Below are 15,387 nucleotides of genomic sequence, written 5' to 3'. Positions count from 1 at the left end.
GCGGCCCAGGGGCCGTCACTCAGTGCGGAACGCTGAGCCGCAGGCGCAGCAGGGTGGGCTCCACCCAGGTGCTCGCCTCGGGGCCACCGGCGGTGGCCTGGGCATCCAGCGAGGCGTCGATGGTGGCCTTCAACCGGTCGGCGCGCGACGTCACCGCCGGGTGCAGGTCCGCCAGGATGTTGTGGGTCGGCGGCGCGGTGGCGGCGCTGAACAGCGCGTACATGTCCATCACGTCGTTCATCACCGGCGTCACCTCCACGTCCTGGAGGGTGTCGTGGCCGGACATCACCCCGTCCTCGCCGTACAACAGCCCGCGCAGGTTCTCGTCGTGGTCCAGCGACAGCGGCAGCGCCAGCGCCACGTAGGCCTGCCACAAGAGCCGCGTGCCCGTCATGCGCTTGGACTGGAGCTGGAGGGCATCACCGCCCTGGTTCATCCGCGTGGCGATGGAGCCGTAGAACTGACGCTGCTGGTCCTTGAGCACCTCCACCATCCGGGTGCGCAGGGTGGCGCGGAACGTGTTGGCCATGACGTAGTCGGACGACGCGACGTTGCCCTGCACCCAGCCCCAGCGCTTCACCATCGCCTCGTGGGGGTTCTGCGTCGCGTTCGGGTTGTACGTGGGCCGGTCCACTCCGCGCACCAGGACGACGAAGTCCTGGCCACCGGTGAAGACGTGACCGAACACCCGTTCGGACTTCACCGTGCTCGTGGCGGTGTCCCAATACGTGTAGCGGACGTAGACGTTGGACTGCAGGCGGTACTTGCGCTCGTAGTAGCCGCCGAAGCCCGTGAAGACCTCGGAGTAGAGCTGCCAGCTGCCCTCGCCGCACAGGTCGATGGAGGCGCCGTCCACGTTCATGTTGTCCGCGATGAGCAGCGGGCGCAGCACGTCATGGTTCCAGCGGGCGGGATTCACGAACAGCTCATCCGGCGCCCCGTCCCCGTTGTAGTCGCCCCACGTGCCACCCGCGCACGGCACGATGGCCTTGTCCCCCTGCTTCAGCACATGCGTCGCCGGCTCCTGCTCCGGAGCGCCCCACAGGTCGATGCCGTGCATTCCCCGGGTGGGGTCGTTGCGCCAGGTGTTCTCCGCGTTCTCGATGAGCGTCTTCAGCACGCTCCAGTCTGCCTGGTAGCGCGCGTGGAGTCCGGCGAACAGCGGCTTGCCAATGTTGCGCAGCGCCGTGTCCAGCTGCGTGCCCGCGGTGATGAGGTTGTTGTGGCGCGTAGTGAGCATGGCGCCGCCCAGCAGTGGCTGCTCCTCGAAGAGCTGCGCATAGGCCTCCGAGCCGGCCATCCAGTCCTTCGGGCTGGAGATGCGCTCGGCGTGCAGCATGCCCAGGCCCAGTTGGAGGGGGAACTCGCGCAGGTAGTTGATGTTGTAGGTGAGCTGGTGCGAGGACAGCTCGTCCGCGGGGCTGACGTCCGGGTTGGCGCCCCGGCCGTCGATGCCCGCGAGGATGGTGGAGAAGCGCGCGTCCACCGCGCCCCACTTGGAGAACTGGTTCTCCGCGGGAACGAACTCCTCTTCGTAGCGCATGGGGGTGGGGTGGCGTGAGTTCCAGCCCAGGTAGGACCAGGCCGCCAGCTCGAACGCGTCGTTCTTCGAGTCGTTGAAGTATTCATACATGCTCTGGTCCACGCGGTTCAGCCCCGCCTGCAGCGAGTGCAGCGACTGCTGGACCTCCTGCACGTTCTGGTTCACCCGGCCCAGGTTCCAGTCCACCAGCGCGAAACGGTCGTGCATGTCGCGGTGGATGTCATTGAGCTTGCGGTCCACCCGGTCGAAGCGGCTGACCATCCGGCCCTGCAGCTGTTCCACCAGTTGATGCAGCTTGCGGACCTCCAGGAGGATGGTCTGCTCGATGGGCGGCTCCTCCGGCTTACGCAGCAGCGAGAAGAGCTGGAAGACGGCGCTGACGATCTGTCCGGTGAACACCGCGCCACTGACGATCTCGAAGCCCTTGGCGCCCAGGTCGAGGATGCCGCTGACCTTCTCCGCGATCTTGATGGAGCTCTCCGCGTACTTCGACACCGCCTCCAGGGTGGTGTTCAACGCCTTGCTGAACTTCACCAGGTCGTTGGCGAAGTCCACCGCGCCGTCCCTCCGGAAGAGGTCCGCGACCAGCCCGAGTCCGCCCGTGACGCCTTCACGCACGCCGTTGAGCTGATCCTTCAGTTGCGTGCCGTGCGCCTTCGCCGCGTCGATGGCCGTCCTCAGCGCGGTCTCCTCCGGCGTCGCCGTGGCCGTCGCCATCACGGCCTCCTCCCCGGTGCCGCCGGTCAGGGTCAGCGCGGTGGCGGGCTTCTTCAGCGCGAGGGCGGCCCGGTACGCCTGCTCCGCCGTGTTCAGGGCGTGGAGCATGTTGGAGTATTGCTGCACGGCATCCAGGCCCTGGGTGCTCGCGGTGACCATGAAGGCCCGTGCGTCCTCGGGCGTGGTGGACAGGCTCCCGTCCGCCGCGAGGCGGGGGAGGATGAAGCCCGCGAGGGGCCCCAGGGGATGCACGGCCAGCATCTGCGCGGCGTGCTGGGTGGTGTGGACGCCCATCGCGCCCCCGATGCCGCCGCCATTCACGGCCGCCGCCAGCGCGGCGTTGCCCTGCGCCAGGTCGAACAGCTTGCCCCAGGTCTCCTGGGTGAAGGCCTCGGCCTCCGCGTAGCGCTCCACCTGGGAGTGGGCGTTGGCGAGGCCGCGCTCCAGGTCCAGGCCGTTGTGCATGCTGGCCAGCAGGGCGCGCGCGTGGGCACGCAGCGCCCGGCCGGGCGCCGTCGTGGTGGACATGGCCGGCTCGGCGCGGGCGAGCATGCGCAGCATCACCCGCATCATCGGGCCGCTGCCGTCCTTCGCGGGGTCGAACGGGTAGGCGTCGAGCGCGGTGGAGAGGGTGTTGATGCCCGCCGTCAGCTCGGCCTGCGTCAGCGACGGGTTGTCGCGGGCGAGGAAGTACGCCGCGCCCGCCAGCAGGTGCAGCCGGGGCGCCTTCTGGTACATGGCCACCGTCGCGTACACGCGCCGGTCCACCTCCTGCCGGGTCAGGGAGAAGGCGCTGCTGCACTCCGAGCAGGTGATGGGCGCATCATAGACGGGCGCGCCCAGGCTCCCGGAGGCGGCCCATTGCGCCGTGGCCTGGGCCTGGACCTGCGAAAGCGTGGAGCTTCCGGCGGCCTGTCCGTCCACGAAGCCCGCGCCACAGTCGGCGTCCGGCGCGGTGCCGTGGCTGGCGGCACGGCAGGCGTTGTAGAGGGGCGCCCCGCTGCCGGGGCCGCACGCGCCCACCATCGTTCCGCACAGCTGCGCGTCGGTGACCCAGGCGCCGTTCACCTGGCACGTCTGGGGATTCACGCACGCCGCCGTGCACGCCGTCTCCACGGTGCCGCACTGGGGGCCCGTGCCCGTCGAGATGACCGGATAGTGGGAGAAGGTGATGAAGCAGGCCTCCGGGCCCACGCTCGCGGCGGCCTTCCGGGAGGCGGTCGTGCCGCCCCGCACGGACTCCTCACCGCCTGGCATGTTCCCGATGTACCAGAGCCAGGTGATGCCCGCCCGCTGCGCGAGGGGCACGTACATCCTCAAGTGGTTCTGCGCCAGGCTGTCGCACGTGACGCCCGGGCGCCCATCGAAGGGCATCACCTCTTCGTGCGTCACCCGCGTGATGCCGAAGTCCTCGTGCTGGCACGTGCCATAGGACGTACACGTCTTGGGGGTGGTGTCCTGGCCACATGCCGCGGATGTCGTCCGCGCGTAGCACTCCAGGCTGTAGGTGAAGTTGCCGGTGCACGCCCAGTCGCCGGTGGCGATGTCGTCGGCGGAGCACGCCAGGCCCTGCTCCTGGGCGCGGGCGGCGCCGTGGGCTGCGGTGGGGCTGGCGTCCGGGGGAACGGCCTCGCCGCATCCCCACAGTCCCAACGCGGCCACCACACCCTGAAGCCAGCGTGGACGCCAGTTGCCCGCGCGTACGGGAGTCTGGTTTGGACGCACCTCTCCCCTCAACGACGTTTCTCGAAACTCCAGCATGAAGGACTTCCCCCTCGTTCGGGCCGCGCACGGCCAGGGACGACGTTGGTCGTCCAGGCTCGATACGGAGGGACGGCGAAATCCTGGTCCTGTCTTCCGCAAGAAAATCGGCCGCGCGCCGGGCCCCGGTGACGCACTGCGTATTGTGAGGGTTCAGCCCGGGGCCTAAACACAACGCTGTTGTCACTGTGCCAATAAGCGATGGAGGCCTCGCCAATGAGACTGAGATGGAGCCGTGAGTGGGCGTTATCGAGTTCCCTGATGCTCACCCTGGTGGTTTCCGGGGCGAGCGCAGACCCCCTGCCGTTGCTGGAGACGACGGCCCTGCGCTCGCCGTTTTCGGCGGCCTGCAATGGCAAGCCGGACGCCACGCCGCTGCCGGTGGACCCGCGCACGCTGGTGGTGCCGGGCGTCAACAAGCCGGGGGCGGCGGTGCAGTTCAATGCCTTCTGGGTGGACCTGCACACGCCGCCCGCGCCGTTCGTGTCGAACCTGGCCCCGAACCCACAGACCTGCGGCGAGTTCCGCGCGAGCGTCGCCCGGGGGCGTTCGAACATCTCGACGAAGGGCTACTTCCAGCCGTTCAGCAATTCGCTGGCCTACTACAACATGTACATGCTCTGGGGATACCTCATCCGCCCCAGTGACTTCGACGAGCAGATCATCAATCGCTACGGGCTCGCGAAGGCCCCCTTTCGCAATCCCTACCCGCTGCCGTGGGAGAACCCCAACCTCACGCAGGGCGGCAGCGGCCAGTTGCCCCTGGGGCTCGTGCAGGAGAAGGACGCGAACGGGCGCTACACGGGCAACATCGGCTCCAGCTGCTCGGGGTGCCATGACTCGCGGCTGGGGACGGAACAGGAAGCCGGCTTCACGTGGGGCCGCTCCAGCGACGCCTCCGACTCCGGGTTGATCCAATCCGACCTCTTCCGCTCCACGGGCGTGGGCAACGTGCTCCAGCTCGCGCCCGTGCCCTGGAGCGTGGGCCGGGGTTCGAGCGACGCCATTGGCATCGTGGACCTGCTGCCCGCGCTCTTCGACATGGACGCGCTCTCGCTGGCGCCCAGCCTGCTGGAATACTTCCCGACCCACGCGGGCGGCATGTCCCGCGCGCCCAACTGGTGGCAGCGCGCCTACAAGACGCGGCAGTTCTGGGACGGGGCCCTCACGTCGGACAACGTCCGCTCGGAGATGGCCTTCGGTGTCGCGAACCTGGGGCTGTCGCCCGCGCAGCGGCGGGGGCTGACCGCCGAGTTCGAGGACAATGACAACTTCTTCGTCTCGCTCTCTCCGCCACTCTATCCCACGACCATCAACACCGCGCTCGCGGAGCAGGGCGCGGTGCTCTTCCACGAGCGCGACCTCTGGGCGAATGGTGCCAATGCCAACATCCCCAAGGCCGCGGGCAACGGCTCCTGTGCCAGCTGCCACGGCGTCTACTCGCCCCGGTACGCGGCGAACCCGGCCTACCTGCCGGACCCGCGCCTCAAGGGCGTCGCGGGCGTCGTCACGCCCATTGAAACCATCCGGACGGACCCGGCGCGCAAGGAGTTGATGGCGGACGAGCGCAAGCGCAGGGCCTGGAACACATCCTTCCTCGCCTACAACGACCAGGCGCCCAACCACGGCCCCTACTACGACGACATCATCATGAGCGCGCTGCGCCGCGTGCCGCGCAGCGCCTACGACAACGGCCAGGGGCCGGTGTACTCCCCCGTGGGGCCGAACATCTGGCTCAAGCCGTTTGGCTACATCGCGCCCCCGCTCTACGGCGCCTGGGCCTCCGCCCCGTTCTTCCACAACGGCAGCGTGCCCACCCTCTGGGACGTGCTGAAGCCGTCGGACCGCCCCAAGGTGTGGAAGCGCAAGCAGACCGCCGCCAACGCGCTGGGCAGCAACGCGGGCTACGACATGAGCTACTCGGCCTATGACTTCGCGAAACTGGGCTGGAAGGTGACGGCGCTGGCCTGCGGCGATGTCCCGGCCCGCGACCCGTTCATCCCGTGCAGCCAGGAGATGGCGACGCCCGACATCCTCTTCGCGAACATCGCGAACCTGGTCGCCAACTACAACTCACTGGCCTACCAGTCGCCGCCGCCCATCACCCAGAAGCAGATCCGTTCGCGAATGATCTTCAATTCGCACCTCTACGGACTGGGCAACGAGGGCCATGACTTCACCCAGTCGCTCACCGACAGCGAGCGCTGGGCCGTCATCGAATACATGAAGACGCTGTAGCCCCCCAGCGACGCAAAAAAGGCAGGTGGCGCCGGGGATGGAACCCGGCGCCACCTGCCTCGTTCGTCTTACAGGAAGCGCTGGAACAGGCCGAGCTTCCCGGCGTAGGGCGGGTAGCGCAGCTTCATGTCGAGCGCGAAGGGCCGCTTCACCACGCTCTTCTTGTGGCTGAAGGCGTCGAAGCTGGCCCGGCCGTGGTAGCCGCCGGTTCCGGAGTCCCCCACGCCGCCAAACGGCAATCCTTCCGCGGCGAAGTGGACGCACACGTCATTGGCGACCGCGCCGCCACTGGAGGTCTCCGCGAGGACGCGCTCGTTCACCGCCGCGTCCTTCGCGAAGCTGTAGAGGGCGAGCGGCTTCGGACGGGCGCGCACGAAGCGGATGGCCTCGTCGATGCTCGCGCAGTCGACGAGCGGGAGGAGGGGACCGAAGATCTCCTCCTGCATCAGCGGGCTCGACAGCGGGGCATCGGTGATGACGGTGGGCGCGAAGAAGCGGCTGGCCGCGTCGCGCTCGCCGCCAAAGGCGACCTGCCCGTCGGCCGCGAGCGCGCTGACGCGCTCGAAGTGCCGGGCATTGATGATGCGGCCGTAGTCGCTGCTCTCCCGGGCGTCCGCGCCGTAGAAGCTCTTGACGGCCTTCTGCACCAGGTCGGTGAAGCGGCCCTTGAGGTCCGGGGGGATGAGCACGTAGTCCGGCGCGATGCAGGTCTGCCCGGCGTTGACGAACTTGCCCCAGGCGATGCGGCGCGCGGTGACCTCCAGGTCCGCGCTCCGGTCGATGATGCAGGGGCTCTTGCCTCCCAGCTCGAGCACCGTGGGCGTGAGGTGCTTCGCCGCGGCCTGGGCCACGATGCGTCCCACGCCGGTGCCACCGGTGAAGAAGATGAGGTCCCAGCGCTCCTCCAGGAGCAGGCGGCTCGCCTCCGCCGCCCCCTCCACCACCGATACGACTTCCGGCGGAAACGCCTGGGTCAGCATCCGCGCGAGCACGCGGGAGGTCTCGGGGGCGTGCTCACTGGGCTTCAACACGGCGGTGCAGCCCGCGGCGAGCGCCCCGATGAGCGGTGCGATGGACAACTGGTAGGGGTAGTTCCAGGGCGCGATGATGAGCGTGACGCCCAGCGGATCCGCGTACTGGTAGGCCCGCGCCGGCTGGATGACCAGGGGCGCGGAGCCCCGCCGGGGCTCCATCCACGCCTTCACGTGCTTGAGCGCGTTCTTGAGCTCCCCGTAGATGCTCCCGACCTCGGTGAGGTAGGCCTCCTCCGCGCTCTTGGACAGGTCCGCACGGAGGGCATCGAGAATCTGGGTCTCGTGCTGACGCGCCGCCCGCTCCAGCGCCCGCAACTGCTCCCGCCGCCATTCCAGCGGGAGCGTGACGCGGGTCTCGAAGTACGTGCGCTGACGCTCGACGAGCGCCTTCGCGTCGAGCGAAGTCCCTGCCTGGGGACTGCCCCTGTCGGAGGCGGTGGCTACGGAAGGCATTGGCCCTTCTCGGCCTTCTCGACGAGGGACGCGGGCGGCAGGAAGTGCTTCCCGTAGCGCTCCGCGAGCTGACGCGCGCGGGTGACGAAGCCGCGCGGCCCCGTGCCGGTGGGGCCCTCATAGCCGTTGATGTACTGCACCACGCCGCCCGTCCAGGCCGGGAAGCCGATGCCGAGGATGGAGCCCACGTTCGCGTCGGCGGCGGAGCGCAGGACGCCCTCGTCGAAGCAGCGCACCGTGTCGATGGCCTCCGCGAACAGCATCCGCTCCTTCATGTCCTCGAAGGGGATGGTGTGGCCGGGCTTCGTGTAGTGCTGGGTGAGGCCGGGCCACAGGCCCGTGCGCTTGCCGTCCGCGTAGTCGTAGAAGCCGCCACCGGTGGAGCGGCCCCTGCGCCCGTGCTGGTCGATCATCGCGTCCATCACCGCGTAGCTGCCGTGGACGTCCCACGTCTTGCCTTCGGCCACGACGGCGGCCTGGGTCTCCAGGCGGATCTTCCGGGGCAGGGTGAGCGTCAACTCGTCCACCAGCTGGAGCGGGGCCGCGGGGTAGCCGGCCTGGAGGCCCGCCTGTTCGATGGACGCGGGGGAGATGCCTTCGCCCACCATGGCGATGGCCTCGTTGAGGAACGTGCCAATCACGCGGCTGGTGAAGAAGCCCCGGCTGTCGTTGACGACGATGGGCGTCTTGCCAATCTGCACCGCGATGTCGATGGCCTTCGCGAGCGCGGCGTCGCTCGTCTGCTTGCCCGCGATGAGCTCCAAGAGCGGCATCTTGTCCACGGGGGAGAAGAAGTGCATGCCCACGAAGTCGGGCGGCCGCGTCACGCCTTCGGCGAGCAGGGTGATGGGCAGGGTGGAGGTGTTGGACGCCAGCAGCGCGTCCGGGGCCACCACGCCTTGAATCTCCTGGAAGACCTTGTGCTTGAGCTTCACGTCCTCGAAGACGGCCTCGATGACCAGGTCGCAGCCCGCGAGCGCGGCGGGGTCCGTGGCGGGGGTGATGCGCGCGAGGAGCGCTTCGCCCTTCTCCTTCGTGGAGGAGCCCTTCTGGACGGCCTTCTCCACGAGCTTCGCGGAGTACTGCTTGCCCTTCTCCGCGGACTCGAGGCTCACGTCCTTGAGCACCACGTCGATGCCGGCCTTGGCGCAGACGTACGCGATGCCCGCGCCCATCATGCCGGCGCCGAGCACGCCGACCTTCTTCGCGGTGTGCTGGGGGAAGCCCTTGGGACGGCCCCCGCCGGAGTTGATGTGCTGCATGTCGAAGAAGAACGCCTGCATCATGTTCTTCGCGACCTGGCCCACGGCCAGCTCGGTGAAGTAGCGCGACTCGATGGTGAACGCGGTGTCGATGTCCACCTGCGTGCTTTCGACGGCCACCGCCATGATGGCGCGGGGCGCCGGCATGTTCGCGCCCTTGAGCTGCTTGCGCAGGTTGGCGGGGAACGCGGGCAGGTTCGCCGCGAGGGCCGGGGTGGACGGGGTGCCGCCCGGAATCTTGTAGCCCTTCTGGTCCCACGGCTGCTGCGCCTTCGGGTTCGCCTTCACCCAGGCCTTGGCCGCGGGCAGGAGCGCGTCCACGGAGTCCACCAGCTCGTGCACCAGCCCCACCTCCTTCGCTTCCTGCGGGCGGAGGCGCTGGCCCTGGAGCAGCACCTTCATCAGGCCGTCCACGATGCCCAGCATGCGCACCACGCGCACCACGCCGCCGCCGCCGGGCAAGAGCCCGAGCGTCACCTCCGGCAGGCCCACCTGCGCGCCCTTGACGTCCGCGAGGATGCGCCGGTGACAGGCGAGGGCGATCTCCAGCCCGCCTCCCAACGCCGCGCCGTTGAGGGCCGCGACCACGGGCCTGCCGAAGGTCTCCAGCGTGCGCAGCTGCGCCTTGATCTCCTCGCAGAGTTCAAAGACCTGCTTCGCCTCGTCCTTCTTCACGCGGCGCAGGTCGTTCAGGTCCCCGCCCGCGAAGAAGGTCTTCTTCGCGGAGGTGAGGACGACGCCGGTGATGCTGTCCTTCTCCTGGACCAGCCGGTCCACCGCCGCGCGCATGGACTTCACATACGCGGCGTTCATGGTGTTGGCGGACTGGCTCGGGTCATCCAACGTCAAGACGACGATGCCGTCGGCGTCCTTGTCCCAGCGCAGGGTGTTCTGTTCGCTCATGGGTTTGCTCGAATGTTGTCGAAAGGAAGGGGGGAGGTTCAGACGCGCTCGACGAGGGTGGCCACACCCATGCCGCCGCCGACGCACAGGGTGACGACCGCGCGGCGCGCCTTGCGCCGCTCCAGCTCATCCACCACGATTCCGAGGATCATCGCGCCGGTGGCACCCAGCGGGTGGCCCATGGCGATGGAGCCGCCGTTGACGTTGAGCTTCTCGTCCGGGATGCCCAGGTCCTTCTGGTACTTGAGGACCACGGAGGCGAAGGCCTCGTTCAGCTCGAAGAGGTCGATGTCCTTCACCGTGAGCCCGGCGATGTCCAACAGCTTCTTCGTGGCCGGGATGGGGCCGGTGAGCATGATGGTGGGGTCCGAACCGGACGTGGCCACGGCGGCGATGCGCGCGCGGGGCGTGAGGCCCAGCGCCTTGCCGACCTTCTCCGAGCCCACCAGCACCAGCGCCGCGCCATCCACGATGCCGGAGGAGTTGCCCGGCGTGTGCACGTGGTGGATCCGCTCCACGGAGTGGTACTTCTGCAGCGCCACCGCGTCGAAGCCGCCGGCCTCGCCCATCACGCTGAAGGACGGGTTGAGCTGCCCCAGCGAGGCCACGGTGGAGTCCGGGCGCATGTGTTCGTCACGGTCCAGCACGGTGAGGCCGTTCTGGTCCCGCACCGGGACGACGGACTTCTTGAAGTAGCCGCCCGCCCAGGCCTGGGCCGCCAGCACCTGGGAGCGCGCGGCGTAGGCGTCCACGTGCTCGCGGGTGAAGCCCTCCATCGTCGCGATGAGGTCCGCGGAGATGCCCTGCGGCACGAAGTAGGTGTCGTAGTTGGTGGCGGGGTCCAGGGCCCAGGCGCCGCCGTCGGAGCCCATGGGCACGCGCGACATGCTCTCCACGCCGCCCGCGATGACCAGGTGCTCCCAGCCGGAGCGCACCTGCTGCGCGGCCAGGTTCACCGCGGTGAGGCCGGAGGCACAGAAGCGGTTGAGCTGCACGCCGCCGGTGGTCTCCGGCAGGCCCGCCGCCAGTACCAGGGTCCGCGCGATGTCCGCGCCCTGGTCTCCCACGGGGGAGACGACGCCCAGCACCACGTCGTCGATGCGCTGGGGGTCCAGGGTGGGGTTGCGCTGCTTGAGGGCGTCCACCAGCCCGATGAGCAGCGACACCGGCTTGGTGCCGTGCAGCGCGCCCTTCTTGCCCTTGCCGCGAGGGGTACGGACGGCGTCGAAGATGAAAGCTTCCTGGCTCACTTGGGAGCCTCCTTGGGAGACGGGGGATGGGGCTACAGGGAACGTGCGACGAGTTCTTTCATGACCTCGTTCGCGCCCGCGAGGATCCGCAACACGCGGGTGTCCGCGAACAGGTGGGCGATGGGGTACTCCTTCATGTAACCGTACCCTCCAAACAGCTGAAGACAACGGTCCGCGACGATGCAGGCCTGGTCCGTCACCCAGTATTTCGCCATGGCGGCCGTCGTCACGTCGAGCCTGCCCTCCAGGTGGGAGGTGATGCAGTCGTCGATGAAGGTGCGACAGACGCGCCGCAGGGTCGCGCACTCCGCCAGCTCGAAGCGCGTGTTCTGCAGGGCGAAGAGCGGCTTGCCGAAGGCGTGACGCTGCTTGGTGTACTCGACCGTCACCTCCACCGCACGCTCCAGGCTGGCCATCGCGATGAGGGCCGTGCTCAGCCGCTCCTGGGGAAGCTGGCTCATCAACTGCCCGAAGCCCTTGCCCTCCTCGCCGCCCAGCAGGTTGACGGCGGGGACCTTCAGGTCGTCGAAGAACAGCTCGGTGGTGTCCTGTCCCTTGCCCCCCAGCTTGTCGAGGATGCGGCCGCGTTCAAAGCCGGGCGTCGTGTCGGAGACCTCCGCGCACAGCAGGGAGATGCCCGCATGGCCCTTCTCGTCGCCGGTCCTGACGACGATGATGATGAAGTCGCACACGTGGCCGTTGGAGATGAACGTCTTCGAGCCGCTCACCCGGTAGAAGTCGCCCTCACGCACCGCGCGGGTGGTGATGGCCTGGAGGTCGGAGCCCGTCCCCGGCTCGGTCATGGCGATGGCGCCCACCCACTCACCGCTCGCCAGCCGGGGCAGCCACTTCTGCTTCTGGGCCTCCGACGCGTAGGCGAGCAGGTAGTGCGCGACGATGGTGCAGTGCACCGCGAAGCCCATGGACGGGTCCCCGGCGCGCACCTGCTCCTCGATGAGGACGGCCTCGTGCGCGAACGTGCCGCCGCCGCCGCCGTAGGCCTCCGGGATGGACATGCACAACAGGCCCAGCTCCCCGGCCCTGCGGTAGAGCGCCTTGTCCGGATACCCCTGGGCCACGTGCTTGGGCACGTTGGGGATGACCTCCTTCGTGAAGTAGGTGGCCGCCAGCCCGCGCACCTGTTCGAGTTCGTCCGAGCTCCACCGGGGACGCGTCGTCATGTCTGTCTCCTTGCGCTCATGTTCCGCCCTAGAGTCCGAACGTCTTGCCGATGATGTCGCGCTGGATCTCGCTCGTGCCGCCGTAGACGGTGGAGATGACCGTGGCGCGCAGGTGCGACTCCATGTCGTATTCGGTCGCGTAGCCGTAGCCGCCCATCATCTGCATGCCCTCCAGCGCCACGCGCTTGGCCGTCTCCGTCGTCTTGAGCTTCGCCATGGAGGCCTCGCGGGGGAGGGTCCGCTCCGGCGCCGCGTCCGCCATGGCGGCCACGCGGTAGACGAGCAGCTCACAGCAATCCAGTTCGGTGGCGAGGTCCGCGATCCGGTGCTTGAGCGCCTGGAACGAACCGACGGGCCTGCCGAACTGCTGGCGCTCCTTCACGTAGGTGAGCGCGTCGTCGAACGCGCGCCGGCCCCGGCCGAGCATGGACGCGGCGAGGATGAGCCGCTCGCTGTTGAGGCCCGACATCAACTGCGGCCACGCCCGGTCCACGATGCCGACGACGGCGTTCTCCGGCACGAAGCAGTCGGTGAAGAAGACGTCGTTAACCTCCTTGCCGCCCATCGTGGGGATGCCGCGAATCTCCATCCCCGGCGTGCCCGCGGGGACGCAGAACATGGTGAGCCCTTCGTGCCGCGAGCTCTGCGCGTTCGTGCGCGCCACCAGCAGCAAGTGGTCCGCGAAGTGCGCGTTGGAGCACCAGGTCTTCTGTCCGTTGACGATGAAGCCGCCGTGGACGCGGGTCGCGCGGCAGGTGATGGCGGCGGCGTCCGAACCGGCCCCGGGTTCGGAGATGGAGATGGCCTCCACGCGGCCCCGGGCGATGCCTCCGAGGATCGTCTCGCGCTGGGCCTCGGTGCCGAACTTCGCGTAGGGGCCCGCGGCGACCGCGGTGGTGATGTAGCCCCCCACGGGGGCGAGCCCGTAGGCGGTCCGCTCGGCGAACAGGCAGATGTCGGACATGCCGCCGCCGGAGCCGCCGTGCTCCGGGGAAAGCCCCACGCCGAGCCAGCCGAGCTCCGCCATCTGGGCATAGAGGCTGGGGCTGTGGGCCTCCGTGCCGTTCTGGGTGAGGGCGTCCCGCTGCGCGCGCGTCCCGGTCCTGGCGCGACAGAACGCATCGATGGCGTCAGCGAAGGCAGCTTGCTCCGGTGTTCTCACATGCATGGGGGCCCTTCGGGGGAGGTGGGGTGTCAGGCGTTCGCGTAGAGCGCGGCGATGCGCTCGGCGTACTGCGCGAGGAGCACGCGACGCTTGAGCTTGAGGGTGACGGTGAGCTCGCCCGTCACGGGCGACCACGTGTCGGGGACCACGTCGAAGCTCTTGATCTGCTCCGCGCGGGACAGCCGGGCGTTGGCCGCGCCGACGAGCGCTTCCAGTTCGGTCCGGACCGCCGGCTCGCGCGCGAGGTCGGCGAGCGACACCGACGTGAGGCCCTGGGACTTCGCCCAGAGGGGCGCGGCCTCCGGGTCCAGGGCGACGAGCGCCGTCACGTAGGGCCGGGTATCGCCAATGGCGATCGCCTGACCCACGAGCGGGTGCGCGCGCAGCATGCCTTCAATCTTGGAGGGGGCGATGTTCTTCCCGCTCGACGTGATGAGCAGCTCCTTCTTGCGGTCGGTGATGGTGAGGAACCCGTCCGCGTCGAGCGTGCCGATGTCTCCGGTGGCGAGCCAGCCGTCCGCGTCCAGCGCGCTGACGACCCGGCCGTCCTCCGCGAGGTAGCCGGAGAACACGATGGGGCCCCGGACGAAGATCTCCCCATCCCCGGCCAGTCGCAGTTCCAGCCCGGGGAGGGGCCGGCCCACGGCGCCAATCCGGAAGTCGGTGGGGGTGTTGATGGTCGCGCAGCCCGTGGTCTCGCTCATGCCCCAGACCTCCAGCACCCGGATGCCGAAGCCGCCCAGGTACTCGAGGATCTCCACGGGGATGGGCGCCGAGCCGCTGCTGGCCCATTGGAGCGCGTCCAGGCCCAGCGTCTTGCGCAGGGGTTCGAGCACCCGCGCGTCGGCCTCCGCCACCTGCCGCTGGAGCTCCGGGGGCACGGCGCGTCCGGCGCCCTGGAGTTGGAACGCCTCCAGCGCCAGGGCATGGGCGGCGAGGATGGGGTCGCGCCGGGCGGGTTCAAGCGCGCCCAGCTTCACCTTCAGGCCCCCGGCGAGCTTCTCCCAGAGGCGCGGCACGCCGAAGAACGCCGGGGCGCGCGCCTTGGCCAAGAGCGGCACCACGCCCGTGGGGTCCGTACAGATGTGCACGTGCAGCGCCTTGTAGAGGGCCCGGTAGAGGCCCAGCTCGCGCTCCGCCACATGCGCCAGCGGGAGGTAGGCGATGGACGGCACACGCATCTGGACGGGGATGGCGGCGTCCACGGCGATGGCCTCATAGAAGGCATTGCGGTGGCTCAGCACCACGCCCTTGGGGTCGCCGGTGGTGCCCGAGGTGTACATCATGGCGATCGGATCCTCGGGCCGGATGGCGCTCCAGCGCTCCTCGAAGACGCGGGGCGCCGCCTGGTGCGCTTCGCTCCCCTGGGCCTCCACCTGTTCGAAGGAGATGAACCGCGCATCTCCCGCCGGGATGGCCGCCGGGTCGACGACGATGATGCGCTTGAGGGCCCCGAGCGTTTCGAGCACGGGCCACCACCGGGCGACCTCGTCCTTGCCCTCCAGCACCACCACCGTGGCCCCGCTGTGCCGCGCGACGTAGCCCACCTGTTCGGTGCTCAGGGTCTGATACGCGGTACAGGGAATGGCGGAGAGGTGGACGGCGGCGAAGTCGACAATCCAATGCTCCGGCCGGGCGGACATCATGATCATCATCCGCTCGCCCCGCTTCAGTCCCAGCGCGTCCAGGCCCCGGGTGAGCGCGGCGGTCCGTTCACGCAACCGCGCCCAGGTGAGGGTCGTGTCCCCGGAGGTGAGGGCGGGGGCGCTCGCGTATTCCTCGGCGTTGCGTTTGAGGAGGAGCGGCAGCGTGAGCTTGTCCGCCAGGGATTGGCACTGCGCTTCCATGTCTGCGCGCGACGGATCCATGGGCAACCGCCT

At 69.1% G+C, this 15,387-nt stretch carries 8 protein-coding genes; 1 reads left to right on the top strand and 7 read right to left on the bottom strand.

From position 1 onward, the window contains the following. Positions 1-19: 19 nt before the first annotated feature. Complete coding sequence (locus tag D7Y13_RS04545) at positions 20-3,922, bottom strand: hypothetical protein (RefSeq protein ID WP_244222319.1); 3,903 nt, start codon at positions 3,920-3,922, stop codon at positions 20-22. Between the two features lie 300 nt (positions 3,923-4,222). On the opposite strand from D7Y13_RS04545, the gene roxA reads away from it, so the two are divergent. After that, complete coding sequence (gene roxA, locus D7Y13_RS04540; RefSeq protein ID WP_439329226.1) at positions 4,223-6,259, top strand: rubber dioxygenase RoxA; 2,037 nt, start codon at positions 4,223-4,225, stop codon at positions 6,257-6,259. Between the two features lie 68 nt (positions 6,260-6,327). Here the strand turns inward: roxA and D7Y13_RS04535 are convergent, their stop codons facing one another. From D7Y13_RS04535 to D7Y13_RS04510, 6 genes are read right to left on the bottom strand one after another with little or no spacing between them, the layout of a single operon-like run. Further along, positions 6,328-7,746: an aldehyde dehydrogenase family protein gene (locus D7Y13_RS04535; protein WP_120582033.1), complete on the bottom strand. Its 1,419-nt coding sequence runs from the start codon at positions 7,744-7,746 to the stop codon at positions 6,328-6,330. Continuing rightward, the gene (locus tag D7Y13_RS04530; protein WP_120582032.1) at positions 7,734-9,911 is read right to left on the bottom strand and encodes a 3-hydroxyacyl-CoA dehydrogenase NAD-binding domain-containing protein; all 2,178 of its coding nucleotides are present in this window, start codon (positions 9,909-9,911) and stop codon (positions 7,734-7,736) included. Before D7Y13_RS04530 ends, D7Y13_RS04535 begins: the two co-directional genes overlap by 13 nt. A 38-nt stretch (positions 9,912-9,949) precedes the next feature. Beyond that, the gene (locus D7Y13_RS04525) at positions 9,950-11,161 is read right to left on the bottom strand and encodes an acetyl-CoA C-acetyltransferase (protein WP_120582031.1); all 1,212 of its coding nucleotides are present in this window, start codon (positions 11,159-11,161) and stop codon (positions 9,950-9,952) included. A 32-nt stretch (positions 11,162-11,193) separates the two neighbouring features. Further along, complete coding sequence (locus tag D7Y13_RS04520; protein WP_120582030.1) at positions 11,194-12,342, bottom strand: acyl-CoA dehydrogenase family protein; 1,149 nt, start codon at positions 12,340-12,342, stop codon at positions 11,194-11,196. A 28-nt stretch (positions 12,343-12,370) separates the two neighbouring features. Continuing rightward, the gene (locus D7Y13_RS04515) at positions 12,371-13,510 is read right to left on the bottom strand and encodes an acyl-CoA dehydrogenase family protein (protein WP_120582029.1); all 1,140 of its coding nucleotides are present in this window, start codon (positions 13,508-13,510) and stop codon (positions 12,371-12,373) included. Between the two features lie 26 nt (positions 13,511-13,536). Next, a complete protein-coding gene (locus D7Y13_RS04510; RefSeq protein ID WP_167508726.1) occupies positions 13,537-15,354 on the bottom strand; it encodes an AMP-dependent synthetase/ligase in 1,818 nt (605 codons plus the stop codon). Positions 15,355-15,387: the final 33 nt, after the last annotated feature.

The sequence above is a fragment of the Corallococcus praedator genome, from assembly GCF_003612125.1.
In the GTDB taxonomy this organism is placed as follows: Bacteria; Myxococcota; Myxococcia; order Myxococcales; family Myxococcaceae; genus Corallococcus; species Corallococcus praedator.
This window is presented reverse-complemented; position numbering and strand designations above follow the sequence as displayed.

Excerpts from the sequence above, each read along its gene's own strand:
- D7Y13_RS04535 (WP_120582033.1), bottom strand. The coding sequence starts at position 7,746 with ATGCCTTCCGTAGCCACCGCCTCCGACAGGGGCAGTCCCCAGGCAGGG.
- roxA (WP_439329226.1), top strand. The coding sequence starts at position 4,223 with ATGGAGGCCTCGCCAATGAGACTGAGATGGAGCCGTGAGTGGGCGTTA.
- D7Y13_RS04515 (WP_120582029.1), bottom strand. The coding sequence starts at position 13,510 with ATGCATGTGAGAACACCGGAGCAAGCTGCCTTCGCTGACGCCATCGAT.
- D7Y13_RS04510 (WP_167508726.1), bottom strand. The coding sequence starts at position 15,354 with ATGGAAGCGCAGTGCCAATCCCTGGCGGACAAGCTCACGCTGCCGCTC.
- D7Y13_RS04530 (WP_120582032.1), bottom strand. The coding sequence starts at position 9,911 with ATGAGCGAACAGAACACCCTGCGCTGGGACAAGGACGCCGACGGCATC.
- D7Y13_RS04520 (WP_120582030.1), bottom strand. The coding sequence starts at position 12,342 with ATGACGACGCGTCCCCGGTGGAGCTCGGACGAACTCGAACAGGTGCGC.